22 protein-coding genes are annotated in these 23,092 nt (G+C 69.8%); 7 read left to right on the top strand and 15 right to left on the bottom strand.

All coding sequences use genetic code 11. The annotated features are described in order from the left end of the window. The first annotated feature begins 30 nt into the window (after window positions 1-30). A complete protein-coding gene (locus ACNFOC_RS08080) occupies window positions 31-999 on the top strand; it encodes an oxidoreductase (RefSeq protein WP_416958147.1) in 969 nt (322 codons plus the stop codon). A gap of 61 nt (window positions 1,000-1,060) precedes the next feature. Here the strand turns inward: ACNFOC_RS08080 and ACNFOC_RS08075 are convergent, their stop codons facing one another. From ACNFOC_RS08075 to ACNFOC_RS08055, 5 genes are all read right to left on the bottom strand, one after another. Then, entirely contained in the window at window positions 1,061-1,303 is a 243-nt protein-coding gene (locus ACNFOC_RS08075) for a DUF397 domain-containing protein (RefSeq protein WP_019057879.1), read from the bottom strand. 83 nt (window positions 1,304-1,386) lie between these two features. Then, the gene (locus tag ACNFOC_RS08070; RefSeq protein ID WP_416958145.1) at window positions 1,387-2,553 is read right to left on the bottom strand and encodes a thiolase family protein; all 1,167 of its coding nucleotides are present in this window, start codon (window positions 2,551-2,553) and stop codon (window positions 1,387-1,389) included. Further along, window positions 2,550-3,596, bottom strand: a complete 1,047-nt coding sequence (locus ACNFOC_RS08065; protein ID WP_416958144.1) for a thiolase family protein — start codon at window positions 3,594-3,596, stop codon at window positions 2,550-2,552. The genes ACNFOC_RS08070 and ACNFOC_RS08065 overlap by 4 nt, the downstream gene beginning before the upstream one ends. Before the next feature lie 17 nt (window positions 3,597-3,613). Further along, on the bottom strand, window positions 3,614-4,576 hold the full coding sequence (locus ACNFOC_RS08060; RefSeq protein ID WP_416958142.1) for a Zn-ribbon domain-containing OB-fold protein: 963 nt from the start codon (window positions 4,574-4,576) through the stop codon (window positions 3,614-3,616). 113 nt (window positions 4,577-4,689) lie between these two features. Continuing rightward, entirely contained in the window at window positions 4,690-5,490 is an 801-nt protein-coding gene (locus tag ACNFOC_RS08055) for a crotonase/enoyl-CoA hydratase family protein (protein ID WP_416958140.1), read from the bottom strand. Between the two features lie 167 nt (window positions 5,491-5,657). Between ACNFOC_RS08055 and ACNFOC_RS08050 the strand changes: the two genes are divergently transcribed. Continuing rightward, the gene (locus tag ACNFOC_RS08050) at window positions 5,658-7,277 is read left to right on the top strand and encodes an acyl-CoA synthetase (RefSeq protein ID WP_416958138.1); all 1,620 of its coding nucleotides are present in this window, start codon (window positions 5,658-5,660) and stop codon (window positions 7,275-7,277) included. A 494-nt stretch (window positions 7,278-7,771) separates the two neighbouring features. Beyond that, window positions 7,772-9,478, top strand: a complete 1,707-nt coding sequence (locus ACNFOC_RS08045; RefSeq protein WP_416958136.1) for an LTA synthase family protein — start codon at window positions 7,772-7,774, stop codon at window positions 9,476-9,478. On the opposite strand, the gene ACNFOC_RS08040 is transcribed toward ACNFOC_RS08045, so the two are convergent. From ACNFOC_RS08040 to ACNFOC_RS08030, 3 genes are read right to left on the bottom strand one after another with little or no spacing between them, the layout of a single operon-like run. Beyond that, window positions 9,456-10,208 carry an alpha/beta fold hydrolase gene (locus ACNFOC_RS08040; protein ID WP_416958134.1) on the bottom strand — a complete coding sequence of 251 codons (753 nt, stop codon included), beginning with the start codon at window positions 10,206-10,208 and terminating at the stop codon, window positions 9,456-9,458. The genes ACNFOC_RS08045 and ACNFOC_RS08040 overlap by 23 nt on opposite strands. Before the next feature lie 37 nt (window positions 10,209-10,245). Further along, on the bottom strand, window positions 10,246-11,109 hold the full coding sequence (locus ACNFOC_RS08035) for an alpha/beta fold hydrolase (protein WP_416958132.1): 864 nt from the start codon (window positions 11,107-11,109) through the stop codon (window positions 10,246-10,248). A gap of 46 nt (window positions 11,110-11,155) precedes the next feature. After that, window positions 11,156-11,392: a bacteriocin immunity protein gene (locus tag ACNFOC_RS08030; protein WP_416958130.1), complete on the bottom strand. Its 237-nt coding sequence runs from the start codon at window positions 11,390-11,392 to the stop codon at window positions 11,156-11,158. 391 nt (window positions 11,393-11,783) lie between these two features. On the opposite strand from ACNFOC_RS08030, the gene paaK reads away from it, so the two are divergent. The 3 genes from paaK (at window position 11,784) to ACNFOC_RS08015 (ending at window position 14,494) form a co-directional block, all read left to right on the top strand. Continuing rightward, the gene (paaK, locus tag ACNFOC_RS08025) at window positions 11,784-13,082 is read left to right on the top strand and encodes a phenylacetate--CoA ligase PaaK (protein WP_416958128.1); all 1,299 of its coding nucleotides are present in this window, start codon (window positions 11,784-11,786) and stop codon (window positions 13,080-13,082) included. Window positions 13,083-13,155: 73 nt separating this feature from the next. Continuing rightward, window positions 13,156-13,488 (top strand): ArsR/SmtB family transcription factor, encoded by a 333-nt coding sequence (locus ACNFOC_RS08020; RefSeq protein ID WP_416958126.1) that lies wholly within the window; start codon window positions 13,156-13,158, stop codon window positions 13,486-13,488. A gap of 115 nt (window positions 13,489-13,603) precedes the next feature. Beyond that, a complete protein-coding gene (locus ACNFOC_RS08015) occupies window positions 13,604-14,494 on the top strand; it encodes a TIGR03620 family F420-dependent LLM class oxidoreductase (RefSeq protein ID WP_416958124.1) in 891 nt (296 codons plus the stop codon). 27 nt (window positions 14,495-14,521) lie between these two features. On the opposite strand, the gene ACNFOC_RS08010 is transcribed toward ACNFOC_RS08015, so the two are convergent. Next, a complete protein-coding gene (locus ACNFOC_RS08010) occupies window positions 14,522-15,307 on the bottom strand; it encodes an amidohydrolase family protein (protein WP_416958122.1) in 786 nt (261 codons plus the stop codon). A 106-nt stretch (window positions 15,308-15,413) separates the two neighbouring features. Here ACNFOC_RS08010 and ACNFOC_RS08005 point away from each other — a divergent pair, with 106 nt between their 5' ends. Continuing rightward, window positions 15,414-15,800 carry a MerR family transcriptional regulator gene (locus ACNFOC_RS08005; RefSeq protein ID WP_416958120.1) on the top strand — a complete coding sequence of 129 codons (387 nt, stop codon included), beginning with the start codon at window positions 15,414-15,416 and terminating at the stop codon, window positions 15,798-15,800. Window positions 15,801-15,828: 28 nt separating this feature from the next. Here ACNFOC_RS08005 and ACNFOC_RS08000 read toward each other — a convergent pair whose 3' ends face one another. The 6 genes from ACNFOC_RS08000 to ACNFOC_RS07975 form a co-directional block, all read right to left on the bottom strand. Next, window positions 15,829-17,325, bottom strand: coding sequence for an acyl-CoA synthetase (locus ACNFOC_RS08000; protein WP_416958118.1), 1,497 nt, complete (start codon window positions 17,323-17,325; stop codon window positions 15,829-15,831). Window positions 17,326-17,449: 124 nt separating this feature from the next. Then, window positions 17,450-19,030: an acyl-CoA synthetase gene (locus ACNFOC_RS07995; RefSeq protein ID WP_416958115.1), complete on the bottom strand. Its 1,581-nt coding sequence runs from the start codon at window positions 19,028-19,030 to the stop codon at window positions 17,450-17,452. Next, window positions 19,027-20,136, bottom strand: a complete 1,110-nt coding sequence (locus tag ACNFOC_RS07990; protein WP_416958114.1) for an NAD(P)H-dependent flavin oxidoreductase — start codon at window positions 20,134-20,136, stop codon at window positions 19,027-19,029. Before ACNFOC_RS07990 ends, ACNFOC_RS07995 begins: the two co-directional genes overlap by 4 nt. A 71-nt stretch (window positions 20,137-20,207) precedes the next feature. Next, a complete protein-coding gene (locus tag ACNFOC_RS07985; RefSeq protein ID WP_416958112.1) occupies window positions 20,208-20,975 on the bottom strand; it encodes a class I SAM-dependent methyltransferase in 768 nt (255 codons plus the stop codon). Next, window positions 20,972-22,543: a phytoene desaturase family protein gene (locus ACNFOC_RS07980; protein WP_416958110.1), complete on the bottom strand. Its 1,572-nt coding sequence runs from the start codon at window positions 22,541-22,543 to the stop codon at window positions 20,972-20,974. Before ACNFOC_RS07980 ends, ACNFOC_RS07985 begins: the two co-directional genes overlap by 4 nt. Window positions 22,544-22,601: 58 nt before the next feature. Further along, window positions 22,602-23,092: tetratricopeptide repeat protein (locus ACNFOC_RS07975; protein ID WP_416958108.1), on the bottom strand; the 491-nt coding region annotated here is incomplete at its 5' end.

The following is a 23,092-nucleotide window of genomic DNA, read 5'->3' as shown; positions in this document are numbered from 1 at the left end:
CTAGTCCCCGTACGACTTCTGGAGGAACCGATGACCGGATCGAAGCCCGCGCACTGGACAGCCCGGGACATCCCCGACCAGCACGGCCGCACCGCGGTGATCACAGGTGCCAACACCGGCATCGGATTCGAGACGGCCAAGGCCCTCGCTCTGCGCGGCGCGGCAGTGGTCCTGGCGGTACGGGACACCGACAAGGGCAAGCGCGCGGCGGAGGAGATCGCTCACGTCTCGCCGACGGCGACGGTGCACGTCCAGCGGCTCGACCTGAGTTCGCTCGCCTCGGTCCGCGACGCGGCCGGGGAACTGAGGGATGCCCGCCCCCGGATCGACATGCTGATCAACAACGCCGGCGTGATGTACACCCCGCACCGGACGACCTCGGACGGCTACGAGCTCCAGTTCGGAACCAACCACCTGGGGCACTTCGCCCTGACCGGGCTGCTGCTGGCCCTGCTGCCGGCCTCGCCCGCCTCCCGCGTCGTCACCGTCAGCAGCGCGGGCCACCGCATGGGTGGCCCGATCGATCTCGATGATCTCGACTGGCGCGGACGCCCGTACGACCGGACAGCCGCGTACGGGCACTCCAAGCTGGCCAACCTGCTGTTCACCTACGAGCTCGACCGCAGACTGCCCGCAGGCGGGCCGCTGGCCGTCGCCGCCCATCCCGGCGGCGCCGACACCACCGGCTCCCGGAGCGCGATGTCCCGCTCCTCCGCCCTCACCCGCACAGCCTTCGCGGCGATCCGACCGCTGATCCTGCAGTCCCCCGAGAAGGGAGCACTGACCGTGCTGCGCGCCGCGACCGACCCGGGCGTACGGGGTGGTGAGTACTACGGCCCACGCGGATTCCAGCAGAGCAAGGGACACCCCAAGGTGGTCCGCTCCAGCCCGCAGTCGTACGACACGTCACTGCAACACCGCCTGTGGGCGCTCTCCCAGGACATGACCGGCATCGAGTTTCCATCAGGCACGCGGCCCGGCCGCCACTCTCACGAGTGAGGGCCGGGCTGAAGACGCCTGTGCGTACTTCCCCCGATGATTCGCTGGGGAACCTCCACCTTCAGGTGAGGTCGAACTCCCCTTCCCGCGCCCCCGACACGAACGCGCCCCATTCCGCGGGCGTGAAGATCAAGGAAGGGCTTTCCGGGCGGCCGCTGTTGCGCATCGCGATGAATCCCTCGACAAAAGCGATCTGGACATCCCCCAGTCCACGGCTGCCTGAGTGCCAATCGGCGTCACTGAGGTCCAGCTCCGGCTTGTCCCAGCCCGCAAGCGGGTGCTGCTGGATGGTGCTCTCGGCCACGTCCGTGCTCCTCCCGATTCGTCGTCCGCGGGCCAGCCTAGCGATCGGTTTCTGATGCCAACAGGCCACGTGAGGGGGACCTTTCAGGAGGCAGGGGGTTCGCTGCCCACGAGCCACATCGAGAAGAACTGGGATCCGCCGCCGTAGGCGTGCCCGAGAACCCGGCGAGCACCTTCCACCTGGTGTTCTCCTGCCTGCCCCCGAACCTGGAGAGCGGCCTCCGCGAAGCGGATCATGCCCGAGGCGCCGATGGGATTGGTCGACAGAACACCCCCTGACATGTTCACGGGAAGGTCGCCGTCCAGCTCGGTCACGCCCGATTCGGTGAGTTTCCAGCCCTCCCCCTCCTCGGCGAATCCGAGGTTCTCCAGCCACATGGGCTCGTACCAGGAGAACGGCACGTACATCTCCACGGCGTCGATCTCCCGGCGCGGATCGGCTATCCCGGCCTGCCGGTACACGTCGGCCGCGCAGTCCTTGCCGGCCTGTGGCGACACACAGTCCTTTCCGGCGAACAGTGTGGGTTCGCTACGCATGGCGCCCCCATGCATCCAGGCCGCCGGACGTGGTGCGCGGGCTGCACCCGCCCGGTCGGTGAGCACCATCGCGCAGGCACCGTCCGAGGAGGGACAGGTCTCCGAGTACCGGATCGGGTCCCACAGCATCGGCGCGGCCTGGACCTTCTCCAGCGTGATGTCGTGCTCGTGGAGATGCGCGTACGGGTTCTTCAGCGCGTTGCGCCGGTCCTTGTACGCCACCAGGGAGCCGACGGTGTCGGGCGCCCCGGTACGCCGCATATAGGCGCGCACGTGCGGCGCGAAGAAGCCGCCCGCGCCGGCGAGCAACGGCTGCTGGAAGGGGATCGGCAGCGACAGCCCCCACATGGCGTTCGACTCGGACTGCTTCTCGAAGGCCAGCGTGAGAACCGTGCCGTGCACGCGGGCCGCGACGAGATTGGCGGCGACCAGCGCCGTCGACCCGCCCACCGACCCGGCGGTGTGCACCCGCAGCATGGGCTTCCCCACGGCGCCCAGCGCGTCGGCGAGATACAGCTCGGGCATCATGACGCCCTCGAAGAAGTCGGGCGCCTTCCCGATGACGACGGCGTCGATGTCGGCCCACGTCAACTCCGCGTCGTCGAGCGCCCGTTGAGCCGCCTCCCGCACCAGCCCCGCGATCGACACGTCCCGGCGCGCGGCGACGTGCTTGGTCTGGCCGATCCCTACGACGGCCACGGGCTCCTTGCTCATCGCGGATCCCCTTCGAGTACGGCGACCAGGTTCTGTTGCAGACAGGGACCGGAGGTGGCGTGGGCGAGGGCCCGGTCGGACTCGCCCCGGTGGATGCGGGCGGCGGCCTCACCGATACGGATGAGCCCGGCGGCCATGACGGGGTTCGCGGCGAGGGCACCCCCGGACGGGTTGACGCTCACGTCGTCCCCGAGACGCAGCGCCTTGCGCAGGACGACCTCCTGCGCGGTGAACGGCGCGTGCAACTCGGCGGTGTCGACGGGCCGTTCGAAAGCACCGGCCTTCTCGGCGGCGAGCCGTGTGGACGGTGAGTCGGTCAACTCCCTTACGCCCAGGCCGTGTGCCTCGATGCGGTGGTCGATCCCCCTGATCCAGGCGGGCCGTTCGCACAGTTCGCGGGCCCGGTCTCCGGCCGCGAGGATCACGGCGGCGGCACCGTCACCGACCGGCGGACAGTCGCCGGTGCGCAGCGGCCGTACGACATAGTCGCCCTGCGGCACCGAACCCCGCACCTGCGCATGGGAGTTGGCGCTCGCGTCGGTCCGGCTGCGGGCGGCCACGGCGGCGAGCGCGGGTTCGTCGGTGTCACCGGCGTCGATGAGGGCCTGCGCCTGGAGGGCGGCGAGGGCCACGGAGTCCGGCCACAGGGGGGCGACGTAGTAGGGATCGAGTTGCCGCGTCAGCACATCGCGTACGGAGCCGGGCGACGACTTGCCGTACGAGTAGACGAGCGCGGTGTCGGCGTCGCCGGTGAGGAGTTTGGTCCAGGCCTCGTAGAGCGCCCAGGCGCCGTCCATCTCGACGTGCGACTCGGAGATCGGTGGCCAGGCGCCTACGCCGTCGAGGGCGAGGGTGAAGGAGAAGGCACGGCCGGCGAGGTAGTCGCTGGAACCGGAGCAGGTGAAGTCGATGTCGGCGGTCTTCAGGCCGGTCTGTTCGAGTACGCCGTGCAGGACCGGCATCAGCATCTCCACCTCGGAGAGCTCGTCGGTGGTGCGCCGGTGGTCGGTCTGCGCGAAGGCGACGACGGCGATCTCACGCATGACAGCGGCTCCCCGCATCACAGCAGCTCCTTGTAGACGTCGTAGTCCGCGTCGGGTTCGCCGGTCGGCCGGTAGTGGTCCGGATAGCGGCCGCCCTCGCTCCACACCGCCTCGACGCGCAGCCCCATGCGCACCTGGTCGTAGGGCATACCGCCGATCCGTCCGTGCAGCGCGAGGTCGGCACCGTCGAGGGCGATGTGGGCGTAGACGTACGGCACCTCTATGTCGAGGTTCTTCGCCTTGATGTTGACGATGCAGAACGTGGTGACTGTGCCGCGCGGCCCCACTTCGACATGTTCCACTGTGGCGACACCACATGTGGGACACGCACCCCTCGGCGGGACGTACACCTTGCGACAGGAGGGGCAGCGCTCGCCGACAGTGCGCTGCTCGGAGAGCGCGTGGATGTAGTCGGTCTGCGCACGCCCGGGCGAGTAGACGTAGTCGAGGCGCGCGGGCGCCACGATGCCGGTGACCATGTCCTCGAACTCGCCGGTGTGGGCGGCGGGTTGATGCTCCTCGTCGCCTTTGTTTTCGCCTGCGCCTTCGTACGGTTCGAAGCAGGCGATGTCGGTGATGGCGCCGGCGCGTTCCTCGGCCCAGCGGACTCGGACCCGCATACCAGTGTGGACGGCGTCGGGGCCGGGTGCGTCGAGGGCATGCAGGAGGGCGGTGTCGGCACCGTCGAGCCGGACCAGGACCCACGCGAAGGGGGTGTCGAGGGGCTGGCCGCGGCGGGGTTCGTGGTTCCAGGCCCAGGTGGTGACCGTGCCGGTGGAGGCGACCTCGACGAGATCGCGGATCTCCTCGGCGGTAACAGGGTCGTACTCGACGGGCGGTACGAGGGTTCGACCATCGCCGGTCTTCACACCGAGGACGACACGCTCGCGCAAGCCGGTGAGGAACGCGCTCTGGACAGGCCCGAGGGAACGAGTGAAGGGAAATTCAAGGACAAGGGGGGCTTTAAGCACTTCGGGCACGACATCTCCTAACTGAACAGCTGGGGCCACGCATCCCCACCCAGGGGCGCGGGGAACTGCGCGACCAGCCACAACGAACCCGCAGACATAGGCGGACGGACCTCTCGGAGCACCTACGCCCGCTTGTAAACCGCTGGCCGCTTCTCCGCAAAGGCACGGGCCCCCTCCTTCGCATCGGCGGTGTCAAAGATCGGCCACCCCCTCTTGAGCTCAGCGGCGAGCCCTTCCGCCTCGGTCAGCTCGGCCGTCTCATACACCGACGCCTTGACCGCCTCAACTGCCAACGGCCCACACCCGTTGACGAGTTCGGCGATCTCCAGCGCCTTGGCGAGGGCAGCCCCGTCGGGGACGACATGCCCGACCAGACCAATGCCCGCCGCCTCCCGCGCGCTGTACGGACGCCCGGTCAGCAGCATCTCCAGGGCATGCGTACGCGGAATCTGCCGCTGAAGCCGCACAGTTGACCCGCCGATCGGGAACAACCCACGTTTGACCTCGAACAACCCAAAGGTCGCGGATTCCCCAGCGACCCGGATATCGGTTCCCTGCAATATCTCGGTACCGCCCGCCACGCAGAACCCCTCAACCGCGGCGATCACCGGCTTGCGCGGCCGATGGTGGCGCAGCATCGCCTTCCAGTGCAGATCAGGGTCGGCGGCGAGCCGGTCCCGGTACTGCTGCCCCTCCATGCCCTTCCCGGCCAGCGCCTTGAGATCCATACCCGCGCAGAACGCGCCCCCCGCGCCGGTCAGCACGATCGAGCGGATCGCGTCGTCCGCGTCGGCCTCGATCCAGCCGTCGTAGAGGCCGACCAGCATCGGCAACGAGAGCGCGTTCTTCGCCTCGGGCCTGTTGAGCGTGAGCACCAGTGTGGCGCCCTCGCGCCGCACGGTCAGGTGTTCCGTACCGCCCATTGCCGTCCTCCCGTCGCCGTACCGCCTCCGGAACGAGAACAGGTTGCAGGAGCCGCCGTGCCAGTACAAGGGGTTTCTGACACTCAGTCAGATTTCTTCTGCGCGGACCCTTCACAGTTGCCGCGCCCTTTGCTCTGATGACCGGCGAACCGACGTCAGGAGGAGTGGTGGAGTACAACATTGCCGACCTGTTCGAGTCGGTCGTCGACGTGGTCCCGGACCGCGAGGCGCTCGTGTACATCGACCACCCGGGCACGGGCGCGGAACGCCGCCTGACCTACGCGGAGTTGGACGCGGCCGCGAACCGCATCGCCCATCATCTGATCGACACCGGGATACGCCCGGGTGAGCACCTGGGGCTCCATCTCTACAACGGCATCGAGTACTTGCAGACGGTGCTGGGCTGCCTCAAGGCACGGGTCGTGCCGGTCAACGTCAACTATCGCTATGTCGAAGAGGAGTTGGTGTACCTCTACCGGGACGCCGACCTCGTCGCGCTGGTCTTCGACACCGAGTTCACCGAGCGGGTGGCGGCCGCGCTGCCGCGTGCGGAGCGACTGCGGCACCTGGTACGGGTGGGACCTGCGCGGGCGGACGGACCGGACGTACCCGCCGTGGCCTTCACGGACGCCGAAGCGACCGGGTCTCCCGAGCGCGGGTTCCCGGCGCGGTCGCCGGACGACCAGTTCATCATCTACACCGGCGGCACGACCGGGATGCCCAAGGGCGTGATGTGGCGCCAGGAGGACCTGTTCTTCTCGGGGCTCGGCGGTGGCGCGCCGACCGGTGAACCCGTCAAGAAACCCGAGGAGTTGGCCGAGCGGGTCGCGGCCGGCGGGGCGGGGATCACCTTCTTCCCCACTCCCCCGCTGATGCACGGCACCTCCACGCTCACCGCGTTCATCGGCTTCAACTTCGGCCAACGCATCGTGATCCACCGCAAGTTCGCGCCGGAGGAGGTGCTGCGGACCGTGGAGAAGGAGAAGGTCACCAGTATGTCCCTGGTCGGCGACGCGATGCTGCGCCCGCTGATCGACGCCCTCAACGGGCCCATGAAGGGCACCGATTGCTCGTCGATGTTCAGCGTCTCGTCGTCGGGCGCGATCATGTCGGAGACGGTGCGCCGGCAGTTCCAGGAGCTGCTCCCGAACACGATGCTGCTGAACAACTACGGCTCGTCCGAGTCCGGCTTCAACGGCACGGCGACGGCCGACTCCGGGGCCGGGAAGTCCTTCCGCATCCGCGTCAACTCCCGTACCCAGGTAGTCGATCCGGCTACGTACGAGCCGGTCGCCGTCGGCGAGATCGGCCGGGTCGCGCAGTGCGGTCATGTACCGCTCGGCTACTACAACGATCCGAGGAAAACCGCCGAGACCTTTTTCCAGAAGGACGGCGAGCGGTGGGTCCTGCTCGGCGACATGGCGACCGTGGACGAGGAAGGCGTCGTCACGGTCCTCGGCCGTGGCTCGCAGTGCATCAACACCGGTGGGGAGAAGGTCTATCCGGAGGAGGTCGAGCAGGCGCTCAAGTCGCATCCGGATGTCTACGACGCGCTGGTGGCCGGGGTGCCGGACGTGCGGTGGGGCAACCATGTGGCCGCCGTCGTACAGCTGCGCACGGGTGCCGTACGGCCGTCGCTGGACGAGATCCAGACACACTGCCGCACCCACCTCGCCGGCTACAAGATCCCGCGCCAACTGGTGATCGCGGAGTCCATCCAGCGGTCGCCGAGCGGGAAGGCGGACTACCGGTGGGCGCGGGAGGTGGCGGTCGCCGCAGATCAGTGAGTCAACAGTGGGTCAACGCGCAGGCCAGATTGAACTGACGGTAGCGTGCGGCCGTACCGATGGTGACGAATCTGGTGGCCCGGGCCAGGTCCGCCGTGCCGTCACCGGGCTCAGCACGGAAGGACGTTCGGGTGCCGCTCTTCACTCGCTCTCACCCACTGCCGGATCAGAAGGCCTCTGGGGAGACCGACCCGACAGCGGCGACGGAGGCCGCCGAATCACCCGAACAACAGGACCCACCCGAGCCGAACGCATCAGCGGAGCCAGCCGACTTGGAGGGCGCCTCCGACGCGGGCGACGCACCCGACTCGACAACCTCCTCGGCCGACGCACCGGACGCGACAGCGTCCTCTGCCGACGCGCCCGACTCGGCCGCCGCATCTGAATCGGTCGAGTCTCCCGAATCAGCGAAGTCGCCCGAGTCGACTGAGTCAGCTGAATCGACTGAGTCCGCCGAGCCGGCTGATTCTGCCAAGGCAGCTGATTCTGCCGAGGTGGCCGAGTCCGTCGGACCCACTGATGACTCTGCCGAGGAGCCGTCCCAACTCCCGCTCCGCGCGGGCTGGTTCGGCTGGCGCCGTCGTTACCCCCGCGCCTCCCGTGCCGTCGGGGTGGGCACGAGCGTGCTGGCCGGTGCGCTGCTGCTCGTCGCGCTCGTCATGCCCGACCGTCTCGACCGGATGACGTTCCAGTCGTTCCTCCGCCTCCCCGTGGAGCTGATCGTCCTCGCGGTCGTGCTGCTCGCGCTGCCGTCGCGGGCCCGGCGGATCACCGCCGTCGTCCTGGGTGCGTTCGTCGGGCTGTCCACCGTCCTGAAGTGCCTCGACATGGGCTTCTACGAGACCTTGGCGCGTCCGTTCGACCTGGTCTTCGACTGGGTCCTGTTGAATGACGCGGCCGACTGGATGAAGGACTCGTTCGGTCGCTCGGGCGAGGTGCTCGCGATCATCGGTGTGATCGTCCTGCTGGTCGCCGTACTCATCGCGAGCGCACTCGCGATGGTGCGGCTGGCGGACGTGATGGCCAGGCACCGCCCCATGGCCGTACGCACCACACTTGTCCTCGGTGTTGTGTGGATCATGTGCTTCACCCTGAGCGTGCAGGTCGGCGGTGTCACGCTCGCCACCAAGGGCTACAGCCAGTTCCTCAGCAATCGTGTGCAGTACGTCCGTGACGGTCTGGGGGACGCCGACGTCTTCAAGAAGGAGCTCGCCGTCGACGCCTTCGCGAAGACCCCGCCCGACCAGCTGCTGACCGGACTGCGCGGCAAGGACGTGCTGTTCACCTTCATCGAGAGCTACGGCCGGGTCGCGCTCGACGACCCGACGATGGCACCGGAGATGGACAAGACGCTCACGGCGGGCGACGCCCGGCTCAAGGCGGCCGGCTTCTCGTCGCGCAGCGCGTGGCTGAGGTCGCCCGTGACGGGCGCGGGCAGTTGGCTCGCGCACTCGACGTTCCTGTCCGGCCTGTGGATCAAGAACCAGCAGCGGTACCGGACCGTGACCACCAGCACCCGCGCGACCCTCACCAGCTACTTCCAGAAGACCGGCGCCTGGCGCACGGTCGGCATCGTCCCCGGTGTGCGCAAGTCCTGGCCCGAGGGCAAGTACTTCGGCCTCGACAACATCTACGACTCCACCCATCTCGGCTACCAGGGCCCGTACTTCAGCTGGACGCCGGTGCCGGACCAGTTCAGCCTGGAGTCCTTCGAGAAGCTGGAGTACGGCAAGAAGAACCGCGACCCGATCATGGCGGAGATCATCCTGGCCTCCAGCCACAACCCGTGGTCCCCCATCGCCCGCACGATCCCCTGGGACCAGCTCGGGGACGGCACGATCTTCAACCAGATCAAGAAGGAGGGCACGAACCCGACGGAGGTCTGGAAGAGCGCGAAGCGCGTGCGGACCGAGTACCGCAAGGCCATCCAGTACTCCGTGGACAGCCTGACCCAGTGGGTCCAGCGCTACGGCAACAAGAACACCGTCCTCGTCTTCCTCGGCGACCACCAGCCCGTCCCGACGGTCACCGGCGGCACCGCCGACCGGGACGTGCCGATCACCATCGTCGCCCACGACCCGAAGGTGCTCGACAAGATCTCCAGCTGGGGCTGGACGGACGGCCTCAAGCCGGCCGACAACGGACCGGTGTTGAGCATGGACAAGTTCCGGGACCGCTTCATGACGGCGTACGCGAAGTGACCTGCTCCCCCGCGAGAAACGCTTCCACGACGGCGAGGAACTCCTCCGGTCGGTTCTCGTGCACGAGGTGTCCGGCGTCGATGGTCACCAGGCCCGCGTCGGGGATCCGTTCGGCGAGCACGGCGACCCGGTCCTGAGGAACCCCGCTGGTGGGGCCACCTGCAATCACCAGCGTGGGCATGGTGATCCGCCCCATGTGGTCCCACCACATGGGGTCGGGATCGTTCGCTTTGGCGTCGGTGGCCTCGATCATGGCCCAGTCGAACGGCAGCTCCCCGGCCGGTCGTTCGGTGGGCGGCCGTGGCGGGTCGAAGGCGATCGGCGCGGGCACGTCCTCCAGAACCAGCCGCCGTACGACGCCGGGTGCCTCCTGCGCGAGCAGATACGCGACGATGCCGCCCAGGGAGTGGCCTACGACGTCGACGCGTTCGATGCCGAGAGCGGTGAGGAGGCCGAGCATGTCGTCCCGCATGGCCTCGTAGGCGTACACCTCCGCCGTGGCACCCGGCTCGGTGCCGGGCCAGTCGCTGGTTCCGTGGCCGCGCAGGTCGGGGGCGTACACGCGGTGCGGGACGGCTCCGGTGGCGAGCCGCTCGGCGATGGGCAACCAGTCGGTGCCGTCGGCGCCCCGGCAGTGGAGCAGGAGGACGGGCGGCGCGTCTTCGGGGCCCCAGGCGCGGCAGGCCAGGGTGATGCCGTTCGCCTTGACGGCGCGGATCTCGGTGTCCATGCCAGGAACGTAGCCGGTGGGCCGCCGAGTCATTCGCCTACTCTGCCGAGAGCAGAGACCCGCTCCTACCGTCGAGGAACGCGGTAACGCGGCCCACGAACCACTCCGGGTCGTCGAGCCACGGGTAGTGCCCGGCACCCGGCTGGACCGCCGACTCGGCGTCGCGGAAGACGTCGGCGGCACGGCGGGCGAGGTCGGGCCGGGGGCCGCCGTCCAGCTCGCCCGCGAGGACCAGGACGGGTGCGGACAGGTCCGCGAGGGCGGCCCGGGTGGCGGCCGGGTCGAAGGCACCCTCGGAGAAGTACAGGTCGGCAGCCTCGTCGTTGCACTCCTCGTCGGCGAGCGCGGAGTGTTTCTCGGCCACGGCATCCCAACGGCCGTAGAAGAAGGGCTCGAAGACCGGGTCGAAGGTGCCCTCGCCCGCCAGCCACGCCTCGAACGGCCCGAACGCGTCCTCGAACCACGGCTCGCCCTTCCGGAGCCGTGCGGCGGCGAGTCGGTCCTCGGGCGTGGCCGGCATGTCCAGTGCCCACGGGGTGGCGGTGACGAGGGTCAGGCGTGCGACTCGCTCGGGATACCGGGCCACGTACAGCATCGCGAGGCTGCCGCCCGCCGAGTGGGCGAGCAGATCCATATGGTCCAACCCCATGTGGGCGCGCAACACTTCCACGTCATCGACGAGTTGGTCGCAGCGGTACGACGTCCGGTCGACCGGTGCCGCGGAGTCGCCAGTGCCCCGGAGGTCGAGCAGGATCAGCCGACGATGTGCGGACAGTCCGCCCAGGTCGCCGAGGTATGCGGAGGCCCGCATGGGCCCTCCGGGCAGGACGACCAGCGGCTCGCCCTCGCCCCGGACGTGGTAGGCGAGTTCGGTGCCGTCGGTGGCGGTGAAGGTCGGCATGCGGCCGATCCTCACCGCCAACCGGGCTCCACCGCAAGGCAGTTCATCAGAGGGCGATGGGGCGGTGGGCCGGCGCCGCGTCGACGATCTGCTCGGCGGAGGCGTCCGCGAGGTCGGACGGCGGATGGAAGATCAGGTCAGAGGCCGCTGGACGCGGCACGTTCGTCGTGAAGAGGAAGAGGCGGAGGTAGTACTCGGCGTCCGCGCCGCCGGACAGGATCCTGCGGACGACTTCGACGACTTCGACGACTTCGACGAGTTCGTCGCGGGTGACGTCGGGCAAGCGCGGATACGCCGCTCGTGCGGCCTCCAGGGCGAACTCCTCCAGCGTCCCCGCGACCCGGCGTGACCCAGGAAGTCGGCCGCCGAGCAGTCGTGCCCCGTCGCCTCGGCGAACGCGGCCACCGCCTCCTCCGCGGCCGGTCGGTCGGCGCCGTGGCAGAGGGTCTCGATCCGCTCGATCTCTCGGCCGAGTTCCTCAACTCGCGCCGGGGAGACGGGCGGTGGCAGGAGTTCCGGACGAAGATCCACGCGCCCATTCTGCCGGGCGACGCGTCGAGAAAGTGGGGCCAGACCTCTTGCCCCGGTGGGCGGCTGGCTGGATTACTGTTCCCACACACGTCGACCGAATGATCGGTCGCCCGAAATGGCACGATTGACGGAAGGGTGCGCCGATGGCGGACGCGGCGGAGCTGCTCGACTCGGGGGAACGGCTCGACCAGGGCGCACTCAGGACACTGCAGTTGGAGCGGCTACGGGCCTCGCTCCGGCACGCCTACACGAACGTGCCCTTCTACCGCGGGTCCTTCGACGCGGCCGGAGTGCACCCGGACGACTGCCGCGCACTCTCCGACCTCGCCCTTTTCCCGTTCACCACCAAGGTGGACCTGCGCGAGAACTACCCGTTCGGCATGTTCGCCGTCCCCGAGGACCGTATCCGCCGCATCCACGCGTCGAGCGGCACCACCGGGCGCCCCACAGTGGTCGGCTATACAGAGAACGACCTTTCCATGTGGGCCGACATGGTGGCCCGTTCCATCCGCGCCGCGGGCGGACGGCCCGGCGACAAGGTGCATGTGGCGTACGGCTATGGGCTGTTCACCGGTGGTCTGGGCGCTCACTATGGTGCCGAGCGACTGGGTTGTACGGTCATCCCCGCGTCTGGCGGTATGACGGCCCGCCAGGTGCAGATCATCCAGGACTTCAAGCCCGAGATCATCATGGTCACCCCGTCCTACATGCTCACCCTCCTCGACGAGTTCGTGCGGCAGGGGGTCGACCCGCGCGGCACCTCTCTACGGGTCGGGATCTTCGGGGCGGAGCCCTGGACCGAGCAGATGCGGCGGGAGATCGAGGAGCGGTTCGTGATCGACGCGGTCGACATCTACGGGCTGTCGGAGGTGATCGGTCCGGGGGTCGCGCAGGAGTGCGTGGAGACCAAGGACGGGTTGCACATCTGGGAGGACCACTTCTTCCCGGAGGTCGTCGACCCGATCACCGGCGAGGTCCTGCCCGAGGGCGAGAAGGGCGAGTTGGTGTTCACCTCCCTCACCAAGGAGGCCATGCCGGTGATCCGTTACCGCACCCGGGACCTGACCCGCCTGCTCCCCGGCACCGCCCGACCCGCCTTCCGGCGCATGGAGAAGGTCACCGGCCGCAGTGACGACATGGTGATCCTGCGCGGGGTGAACCTGTTCCCCACCCAGATCGAGGAGATCGTCCTGCGCACCCCGGGCGTCGCACCCCACTTCCAACTCAGGCTCACCCGGGAGGGCCGCCTCGACGCCCTCACGGTACGGGCCGAGGCGCGCCCCGGCGCGACCCCCGAGACCCGGGAGGCCGCTGCCCGCGCCATCACCACGGCCGTGAAGGACGGCATCGGCGTCTCGGTCGCGGTCGAGATCGTGGAACCCGAGTCACTGGAGCGCAGTGTCGGCAAGATCCGCCGCATCGTGGACCTGCGGACGTCCTGACGCGGCCCCCACCTCAGTCTTCACGCACATCGACATTCTTCGAATCGTAGGTGTCGACCTATACTCCGGACCCATGGCGGAGACTGCGACCTCACCCGATCCCGACCTGGTCGGCGCGTTGCGGGCGCTGTCGAACCCGATGCGGTTCCAGCTGCTCCAGTGGTTGCGTGAGCCCGAGCGCCACTTCTCCCTGGAGGGCGCCATAGCCGACCCCGTCGAGGTGGGTGTGTGCGTGACCCACATCCAGGCCCGGGCCGGGCTGGCCCAGTCGACGGTGTCGGCCTATATGGCGGAACTCCAGCGGGCCGGTCTGGTGCGGGCGACGCGGGTCGGCAAGTGGACCCACTACCGGCGCGACGAGCAGCGCATCGCCCAACTGGTCGCCGAGCTGGGACGCGCCCTCTAGACGATCACCCAACTCCGGTTGCCCACCGTGCACTTGCGTCTCATATCGAGATTCTGCGATATTTCGATGCGTATCCATCGGCGTCGTTCGCGAGTCACACACGAGGGGTTGTTCCATGGGCGGTATCGAGGGCCTGGAGCTGGACACATTCGGGATCTACACGTTCGACTTCGAGTACCAGCCGGCCGCGCAGGTGCGGGAGTCGGTCCAGGGCCTCGAGGAGCAGGGGTGGCGGGCGCTGTGGATTCCCGAGCTGCTCGGTCGGGACGCGTTCACGCACGCCGGATATCTGCTCTCCTGCACGGAGCGGATGCACGTCGTCAACGCCATCGCCCGCATCACGTCGCGCGAGGCCCGGTGGGCGTACGGCGCCGCCCTCCTCCTCGCCGACGCCTATCCGGACCGGCATGTGCTCGGCCTGGGACTCGGTGGGACGCCTCAGCCGGGCACCAAGCCGCTGGCAGCCATGGCCGAGTACCTCGACGCCATGGACACCCTGGCCAGGGAGACACCCAACCCCACGCCCGAAGCCCCCCTGCGCAGCATCCTGGCCGCGTACGGGCCCAGGATGCTGGAGCTGGCCCGCGACCGCACGGGCGGCGCGAAGACGTATCACGTCAACGTCCAACACACCGCCCAGGCACGGGAGATCCTCGGTCCGGACGCCTTCCTGGCCGTGGAACACGCGGTGTTGTTCGAGTCGGACCCGGACACGGCACGCGCGATCGCACGCGACCATCTGCACGACTATCTCAACACCCCTTACAACATCACGAAGTTCCGCCGCCTGGGCTACGCCGAGGAGGAGATCACCGGAGGCGGCAGCGACCGGCTCGTCGACGACTTCGTGTTCTGGGGCGACCTGGACACCATCGTGGGGAAGCTGCACGGCCATGTGGAGGCCGGCGCCGACCACGTCGCCGTACAGGTGATCGGGATCGAGCCGGGCCGGTCGGCGATGCCGTACTGGCGCGAGCTCGGGGAGGCGTTGCTTCCCCTGCGGTGAGGCGCGTCACGGGACGGATTCACCTGCTCAGCCCAGCCCCAGCAGCTCCGCCAGGTTCCCGCCCAGAACCCGGTCGCGCACCTCGCCCGGAGACGTGACCCGTTCCACCGTCGTGCGCGCGACGACCGGGTCTCCATAAGGGGCGTCCGATCCGAAGAAGGTGCGGGTGGGGAGTTCGTGGATGGCGAGGCGGACGGCGAAGACGATGTTCGCGGTGGACAGTTCGAGGTGGAGGTTGGGGGTGGCGCGGGCCAGTTCGATCGCCACCATCCAGTGGGCTCCGGCCAGTTGGCTGATCACCAGCGGCACCTTCGGGTAGCGGGCGGCCAGTTCGGCGAGTGTGCGCACGTCCGCCGCGGTCGTGGGCGCGGCGCCGTGGACGACCACCGGGAGGCCGGTGTGGTCGTGGGCCGCCCGGAGCGCCGGTTCGACGAGGGCCGCCCGGTCCGGGGGCGGGGTGAGTTCCCCGATGCCGTACAGCCCGCGGCCGGTCACCTCCCGCTCCACGCGGGCCGCGGTCTCGACGTCGGGACGGCCGAGAGGTACGGACCCGAAGCCGAGGAAACGGTCGGGGTGTGCGGCGAGGGCCTCGTCCAACTCCCGCATGGCCAGGGCGAATCCGTCGTCACCGGACCCGCCGGCCAACGCCCTTTCCAGGGCGCCCATTTCGTGACGGAGGGAGTCGAGGCCGGTGGCCCGTTCCGGGTGGGCACGGGTGGGGAACAGCACCGTGCGGTCCACGCCCGCGTCGTCGAGCGCCAACAGGTGGGCGTCCAGCGGGTCGTGGACATGGCTGTGGGCGTCGAGAATCATGTGCGCCTCCCTGGGCGGGCCGGCCGCCCGGCGGAATGCGGGCGGCGGAAGCCAGTGTTGAGCCCTGACACCGTTGGAAGGTCAAGTCGGAGAAGGGTGCGGGCCTGTGCTGATCGGGGAGCTGGCCGAGCGGACGGGAACCAGTGAGCGGCTGCTGCGCTACTACGAACGGGCGGGGCTGCTACGACCCGCGCGACTGCCCAACGGCTATAGGGAGTACGCCGATTCGGACACCGCCGCCGTACTCCGCATCCGCGCACTCCTCGCCGCCGGGCTGCCCACCCGGGTCATCCGGCAGGTACTGCCCTGCACCACGGACGAGGCGGCCGTACAGCCCTGCCCGGGTGTACTCGACGCGCTGCGTGCCCAGTTGAGCGACCTCGACTGCCGTGCCGCCGAACTCGCCGCGGCCCGTGAGGTGTTGCGGGACACGATCGCGGGAGCGGAGGCGCGCACGGCCCCGGCACCCGCCCCGGCCTCGGCTCCCGGGTGAGGATGCTCAGGCTCCCGGGTGAGAACGCTCAGTCGGCGAACCGCTCCCGCAGCTCCCGCTTGAGGATCTTTCCGCTGGCGTTGCGCGGCAGCTCATCCACGAACACGACCCGCTTGGGCGCCTTGAAGTGCGCGAGCTTCTCCCGCGCGTGGTCGATGAGTTGGGCCTCGGTGACCTCGCCGCGCGGGACGACGACCGCGGTGACGGCCTCGATCCAGCGGTCGTCGGGGAGGCCGATCACGGCGACCTCGGCGACGCCCTCGTGGGTGTAGAGCACGTCCTCGACCTGGCGCGAAGCGACCAGTACGCCACCGGAGTTGATGACGTCCTTCACCCGGTCGACGACGGTGAAGAAGCCGTGGGCGTCCCGCACCGCCAGGTCGCCGGAGTGGAACCATCCGTCGCGGAAGGCCGCGGCGGTCTCCTCGGGCTTGTCCCAGTAGCCCTCGCACAACTGCGGTGAGCGGTAGACGACTTCACCGGACGTGCCGTCGGGCACCTCCTTGCCGTCCTCGTCGACCACTCGCGCGTCCACGAACAGGACGGGACGACCGCACGAGTCCATCCGGCCCTTGTGCTCGTCGGGGCCCAGGACGGTGGCCAGCGGACCGATCTCGCTCTGCCCGAAGCAGTTGTAGAAGGCCAGCTTGGGCAGCCGTTCCCGCAAGCGCTCCAGGACGGGTACCGGCATGATCGACGCGCCGTAGTACGCCTTGCGCAGCCCGCTCAGGTCGCGGGTCGCGAAGTCGGGCCGGTTCGCCAGGCCGATCCACACCGTGGGCGGGGCGAACAGGCTGTCCGCGCGCCCGGCCTCGATCAGGTCGAACAGCCGGTCGCCGTCCGGCGCGTCGAGGATGATGCTGGTCGCCCCGACCGCCAGGTACGGCAGCAGGAACACATGCAGCTGCGCCGAGTGGTACAGCGGCAGCGAGTGCACCGGCCGGTCCCCCGCGCTCAGGTCCAGGGCGGTGATCGCGCTCAAGTACTCGTGCACCAGGGCCCGGTGGGTCATCATCGCGCCCTTGGGCAGCGCGGTCGTGCCCGAGGTGTAGAGCAACTGCACCAGGTCCTCGGTGCGCGGCTCGGGCCCGTCGTACGGCGACGCGGACGCCAGCCGTTCCAGCAGCGAACCGTCCGCGTCCCGCAGCGGCAACGTCCGTACATCGTCGGAGAGTCGACCGGCGAGGTCCGGATCGGTGAGCACCAGCGTGCTGCCGGACTGGCCGACGATGTACGCGAGGTCGTCGCCGGTGAGGTTCTGGTTGACCGGCACGTGCACGAGGCCCGCGCGGGCGCAGGCGAGGAAGCTGATCAGATAGGCGTCCGAGTTGTGGCCGTAGGCGCCGACCCGGTCGCCCGGCGCGAGGCCCTGGTCGAGGAGCACGCTCGCCGCGCGGGAGACGGCGTCGTCGAGTTCCTCGTACGTCCAGGAGCGCTCGCCGTAGTCCACCGCCACGCGTGCGGGAGTGCGCCGGGCACTGCGTCGTAGTACCCCGTCAACCGTGCTGCCGTGTCCGGTCGTCATGACACATGATCCTCGGGCCACCATCCGGGCGGGTCAAGCGGACGGGTCGGTGTGGTCCCGCCGCACATGGACCGGGACCACACCTCCCCTTACCGGATACTGGCCGCACCCACATGTGCCCCACTCACACAGGCCGCGTACGCCCCTCCCAGTACGGGTCCCGCAGCCGCCGCTTGTACAGCTTGCCGTTGGGGTCGCGGGGCATCTCGGTGATGAAGTCGACGCTCTTGGGCCGTTTGTAGCCGGCGAGTTGCTCGGCGCAGTGGTCGAGGAGCGCGGTGGCGAGGGCCGGGCCGGGGTCGTGGCCGGGGGCCGGTTCGACGACGGCCTTGACCTCCTCGCCCCACTCGTCGTGCGGGATGCCGAAGGCCGCGGCGTCCGCGACGGCGGGATGGGCAAGGAGCACCGACTCGATCTCGGCCGGGTAGATGTTGACGCCGCCCGAGATGATCATGTCGATCTTGCGGTCGCGGAGGAAGAGGTAGCCGTCCTCGTCGACGTAGCCGAGGTCGCCGACGGTGAAGAAGTCGCCGATGCGGTTCTTCTTCGTCTTGGCCTCGTCCTTGTGGTAAGCGAAGCCGCCGGTGCTCATCTTCATGTACACCGTGCCGAGTTCACCGGGCGGAAGCCGGTTGCCGTCGTCGTCGAAGACCGCGAGTTCGCTGATGGGCCAGGCCTTGCCGACCGTGCCGGGTTTCTTCAGCCAGTCCTCGGCGGTCGCGAAGGCACCGCCGCCCTCGCTGGCCGCGTAGTACTCCTCCACACAGTGGCCCCACCAGTCGATCATCGCCCGCTTCACATGGTCGGGGCACGGGGCGGCGCCGTGGATGGCGTGCCGCATGGACGAGACGTCGTAGCGCGCCCGTATGTCCTCGGGGAGGGCGAGGAGGCGGTGGAACTGGGTGGGGACCATATGTGTGTGGGTGCACTTCTCGCGGTCGATGAGGCGGAGCATCTCCTCCGGGGTCCACTTGTCCATCAGGACCAGCCGGTGCCCGATGTGCAGGCTCGCGCCCGCGAATTGGAGGACGGCCGTGTGGTAGAGCGGTGAGCAGACGAGGTGCACGTTGTCGTCGAAGGGCTTGATGCCGAAGATGGCGAGGAATCCGCCGAGGTACGCCGACTCGGGCGGCTTGCCGGGCAGGGGGCGGCGGATGCCGCGGGGGCGGCCGGTGGTGCCGGAGGTGTAGTTCATGACCCAGCCCAGCGTGCGGTCCGTGGGCGCCGACTCCGGTTGTCCGTCGAGGAGTTCGGCGTACGGCCGGAAGCCCTCGACCGTGCCGACCGCGTACCGGTGGCTGGCGGGCAGGCCCGCCTCGTCGGCGGCCTGGCGGGCTGCCTCGGCGAACCGCTCGTGCGCGATGAGCACCTTGGCGCCGGAGTCGGCGACGATCCAGGCGATCTCGGGTGCGACGAAGTGGTGGTTGACGGGGACGAGGTAGAACCCGGCCTGGGTGGCGGCGAGATGGGCCGTGAAGAACTCGACGCCGTTGGGCAGGACGACCGCGAAGGCGTCGCCGCGTTCGAGTCCGGCGGCGCGCAGACCGTGGACGAGTTGGTTGGCGGCGGCGTGCAGTCGGCCCGCCGTCCACACCTCGCCGTCGGGAGCGACGAGGACCTCACGGTCGGGGTCCTGTGCCGCCTGGGCCCAGAAGCCGGCGGGAGGTGTGCTCACGCCCTGTGTGGTCTCACCCTGGGTGCTCACTGGCCGCTCCTTCCGGCGATGCGGTTGATGCGGTCGACGGCGTGCTCGAAGCCGCGGGTGAGGTCGTCGAAGACGGCCTGGACACTGCGTTCGCTGTTCATGCGGCCGACGATCTGGCCGACGGGGGTGCCGAGCAGTGGGTCGATCTCGTACTTCTGGATGCGTGAGACGGCCTCGGCGACCAGCAGTCCCTGGAGGGGCATGGGGAGGGTGCCCGGACCGTCCGTGTCGTCCCAGGCGTCGGTCCACTCGGTGCGCAGTTGGCGGGCCGGTTTCCCGGTCAGGGCGCGGGAGCGGACGGTGTCGCCGGACCCGGCGGCGAGCAGTTTGCGGGTCAGGGCGGGCGAGTGCATATCGGCCTCTGTGGTGGTCAGCCATACGGATCCCAGCCACACACCTTGGGCTCCGAGACTGAGTGCGGCGGCCACCTGCTGCCCGCTGCCGATGCCGCCCGCGGCGAGGACAGGCAGCGGATCGACGGCCTCGACGACCTCGGGCGTCAGCACCATCGAGGCGATCTCGCCGGTGTGGCCGCCCGCCTCGTAGCCCTGGGCCACGACGATGTCGATGCCGCCCTCCGCGTGCTTGCGGGCGTGCCGGGCGCTGCCCGCGAGCGCGGCGACGAGCACATTGCGGTCATGAGCGCGGGCGACGACATCGGCCGGTGGGGACCCCAGCGCGTTGGCGAGCAGCTTGATCGGGTAGTCGAAGGCGACGTCGAGCTGGTTGCGGGCCACCTGTTCCATCCACCCGGTGATGCGCCAGCCTGACACCTCGCCCTCGGCGAGTTCGGGCACGCCGTACTTGGCCAGGGTCTCGGTGACGAACTGCCGGTGCCCTTCCGGGATCATCGCCTCGACCTCGGCCTCAGAGACGCCCTCGACCTTCTTCGCCGGCATGACGACGTCCAGGCCGTAGGGCATCCCCTCGACGTGCGCCTCCAGCCAGTCGAGGTCGCGCTTGAGGTCGTCGGGGGCCGTGTAGCGGACCGCGCCGAGCACTCCGAAACCGCCGGCCCGGCTGATGGCCGCGGCGACGGCGGGGAACGGCGTGAAGCCGAAAATGGCGTGCTCGACTCCCAGTTTCTTGCTCAACTCCGTCTGCATGGGCGCAGAATGCCGCAGTCCTCCGGACGACGGAAGGCCTTTTCTGATGCTCCGTCAGATTTTCTCGACGGCTAGGCCGGGCGCGCCGTGAGCACGGGCTGGTAGAAGCCGCTGCTCTCCGGCTCGTGCCAACTGACGTCCGTGAAGCCCGCGTCGGCCACCGCGGCGCTCAACCGGCCGCGGGTCAGGGCCCAGGAGGTGACATGGCGTACCCGCACCTCCCAACCGTCGCCCACGGGCAGGAGCTGGAAGAACTCCTGGTCGTACCGCTCGCCGTCCTCGTGCCAGTGCCACAACTGGAAGGTGATCGCGCGGCCTTCGGTGGTCGTCGACAGCTGGGGAGGCGTCGACGTGGGCCGTTCGGCCCGGAGCCCGTCGTAGTCCCGGATGCTGATCATCAGGAGCCCGTCGTCGCGCAGGACCCGTCGCATGCCGGCCAGAGCCGTACCGACGTCGTCGGCGGTGAGCAGATGCGCGAGGGAGTTGTCGGCACAGACCACGACTTCGAACGCGGCTGCCCGGAACGGCAGCGCCCGCATGTCCGCCACGGTCACCGGAAGGCGGACACCCCGGGCCGCGGCCTCGACGGCGGCCCGCGCGACAGCGGCCGGGCTCAGATCACTCCCGATCACCCGGTGTCCGACGCCCGCCAGTCCGATCGCCTGTGTGCCGATCCCACATGAACAGTCCAGTACCTGGTGTGGCCCCGCACCCGACCGAGCCCGGACGACTCCGTCCAGTGCCTTCGCCTGGCGGGCCATGCTCACGTCCCAGTCCCGGAAGATCAGGTGGTAGTCGGCGGCGAGCGCGTCGTAGAAATCCCGGACGGAGGACATCATTCACCCGCCTCCAGCACCGCCATCGCCGCGTTGTGCCCCGGCACCCCGCTCACGCCGCCGCCCCGCACCGCGCCCGCCCCGCACAGCAGGACGTTCGCATGGCGGGTCTCGACGCCCCAACAGCCCGTGTCGTCCTGGGCGTACGGCCAGGACAGTTCGCGGTGGAAGATGTTGCCGCCGGGCAGCCGGAGGTCGCGTTCCAGGTCGAGCGGGGTCTTCGCCTCGATGCAGGGGCGGCCGTCGGTGTCGGTGGCCAGGCAGTCGGCGAGGGGTTCGGCGAGGTGGTTGTCAAACTGGGCCAGCGTCGCCTTCAACAGCTCGTCGCGTACGGCGTCGTTGTCCCGTTCGAACAGCCGCGCCGGAGTGTGCAGACCGAAGAGCGTGAGGGTCTGGTAGCCGTCCTCGACCAGGTCCCGCCCGAGGATGCTCGGGTCGGTGAGGGAGTGGCAGTAGATCTCGGAGGGCGGTGCGGCGGGCAGCGAACCGGACGCGGCCTGGGCGTGTGCGGCGGCCAGTTGGCCGTAGCCCTCGGCGATGTGGAAGGTGCCGGCGAACGCCTCGCGCGGGTCGACCGAGGTGTCGCGGAGCCTGGGCAGCCGCTTGAGCAGCATGTTGACCTTGAGCTGGGCGCCCTCGGCGGGCGCGGGCGGCTCGTCGCCGGTGAGGGCGGCCAGTTGCTGCGGCGAGGCGCCGACCAGGACGTGCCGGGCGGCTACGGTTCCCTCCCCCTCGGCCGTGCGGTAGGTGATCTCGGCGGCGCGTCCGTCCGTGTCGATCCGTACGGCCTCGTGCCCGGTGGCGAGGACGGCACCGGCCTCGCGCGCGGTGGTGGCGAGGGCGTCGGTCAGGGCGCCCATGCCGCCGACGGGGACGTTCCAGGCGCCGGTTCCGCCGCCGATGACGTGGTAGAGGAAGCAGCGGTTCTGGGCGAGCGTGGGGTCGTGGGCGTCGGCGAAGGTGCCGATGAGGGCGTCGGTGAGGACGACACCCCGGACCAGGTCGTCGGTGAAGTTCTCCTCGATCGCGACGCCGATCGGCTCCTCGAAGAGCATCCGCCAGGCGTCCTCGTCGTCCACGCGCCGACGCAGTTCGTCGCGGGTGGGCAGCGGTTCGGTGAGCGTGGGGAAGACCCGCTGCGCGAGGCGGCCGGTCATGCCGTAGAGCCGCTGCCAGGCCGCGTACTCGCGGTCGCCGCCGGTCAGCCGGGCGAAGGCGTCGCGGGTGCGGCGCTCGCCGCCGCCGACGAGGAGGCCGGTGGGGCGTCCGTCGCGTTCGGCGGGGGTGTACGACGAGATGGTGCGGCCGCGGACGCGGAAGTCGAGGCCGAGGTCCCGCACGATCTTCTTGGGCAGCAGGCTGACCAGGTACGAGTACCGGGACAGCCGCGCGTCGACCCCGGCGAACGGGCGCGTCGACACGGCGGCGCCGCCCGTGCCGCCGAGGCGTTCCAGGACGAGCACGGAGCGCCCGGCCCGGGCCAGGTAGGCGGCGGCGACCAGGCCGTTGTGACCACCGCCGACGATGACGGCGTCGTACGTCCGGTGTCCGTGTCCCTCGTGTGCAGGCATGGTTCTTCGTAACACGAGGTGATCCAGATCGGCCAGAGGGGGGACGGGCACCCTGCCCTCAGTGACCGCCGGACGCCCGCCCCTGCCGTAGCGCCGCCACCCGGCGGTACAGCTCGACCGCCTCGGCGTTGCGGCCGAGCTGTTCCAGGCAGTGGGCCTCGTCGTTGCGGCTGGCGAGGGTGTCCGGGTGGTCCGGGCCGAGCACGCGCTCGCGGGCGGCGGCCACCCGGCGGTACTCGGTCAGGGCGTCGGCCCACCGGCCCAGCCAGCCGAGGCCTACGGCGACCTCGCGGCGGCTGACCAGGGTGTCGGTGTGGTCGGCGCCCAGGACGCGCTCGCGGATGGCGCACACGTCGCGGGACTCGGCGAGGGCCTCCTCCCAGCGGCCGAGGCGCCCGAGGTTGACGCCGAGGCCGTGGCGGGCGCGGTCCCCGTCGAGACCAACACCCCGCTCTCCGAGGCCCTGCGCCGTGCCAACGCCGCCGGCGCCCGCGCCCTGGTCGTCGTCGACGCCGACGGCCAGCCCCTCTCCCTCGTCCGCGAGGCCGC

The organism is Streptomyces colwelliae (assembly GCF_048158785.1).
GTDB lineage: Bacteria > Actinomycetota > Actinomycetes > Streptomycetales > Streptomycetaceae > Streptomyces.
This window is presented reverse-complemented; position numbering and strand designations above follow the sequence as displayed.

Coding starts and splice junctions, on each gene's coding strand:
- ACNFOC_RS08000 (WP_416958118.1), bottom strand. CDS start 17,325: ATGACGACCGGACACGGCAGCACGGTTGACGGGGTACTACGACGCAGT.
- ACNFOC_RS08010 (WP_416958122.1), bottom strand. CDS start 15,307: ATGATTCTCGACGCCCACAGCCATGTCCACGACCCGCTGGACGCCCAC.
- paaK (WP_416958128.1), top strand. CDS start 11,784: ATGGCGGACGCGGCGGAGCTGCTCGACTCGGGGGAACGGCTCGACCAG.
- ACNFOC_RS08055 (WP_416958140.1), bottom strand. CDS start 5,490: ATGGGCGGTACGGAACACCTGACCGTGCGGCGCGAGGGCGCCACACTG.
- ACNFOC_RS08040 (WP_416958134.1), bottom strand. CDS start 10,208: ATGGACACCGAGATCCGCGCCGTCAAGGCGAACGGCATCACCCTGGCC.
- ACNFOC_RS08035 (WP_416958132.1), bottom strand. CDS start 11,109: ATGCCGACCTTCACCGCCACCGACGGCACCGAACTCGCCTACCACGTC.
- ACNFOC_RS08020 (WP_416958126.1), top strand. CDS start 13,156: ATGGCGGAGACTGCGACCTCACCCGATCCCGACCTGGTCGGCGCGTTG.
- ACNFOC_RS07990 (WP_416958114.1), bottom strand. CDS start 20,136: ATGCAGACGGAGTTGAGCAAGAAACTGGGAGTCGAGCACGCCATTTTC.
- ACNFOC_RS08080 (WP_416958147.1), top strand. CDS start 31: ATGACCGGATCGAAGCCCGCGCACTGGACAGCCCGGGACATCCCCGAC.
- ACNFOC_RS08015 (WP_416958124.1), top strand. CDS start 13,604: ATGGGCGGTATCGAGGGCCTGGAGCTGGACACATTCGGGATCTACACG.
- ACNFOC_RS08070 (WP_416958145.1), bottom strand. CDS start 2,553: ATGAGCAAGGAGCCCGTGGCCGTCGTAGGGATCGGCCAGACCAAGCAC.
- ACNFOC_RS07980 (WP_416958110.1), bottom strand. CDS start 22,543: ATGCCTGCACACGAGGGACACGGACACCGGACGTACGACGCCGTCATC.
- ACNFOC_RS08065 (WP_416958144.1), bottom strand. CDS start 3,596: ATGCGTGAGATCGCCGTCGTCGCCTTCGCGCAGACCGACCACCGGCGC.
- ACNFOC_RS07985 (WP_416958112.1), bottom strand. CDS start 20,975: ATGATGTCCTCCGTCCGGGATTTCTACGACGCGCTCGCCGCCGACTAC.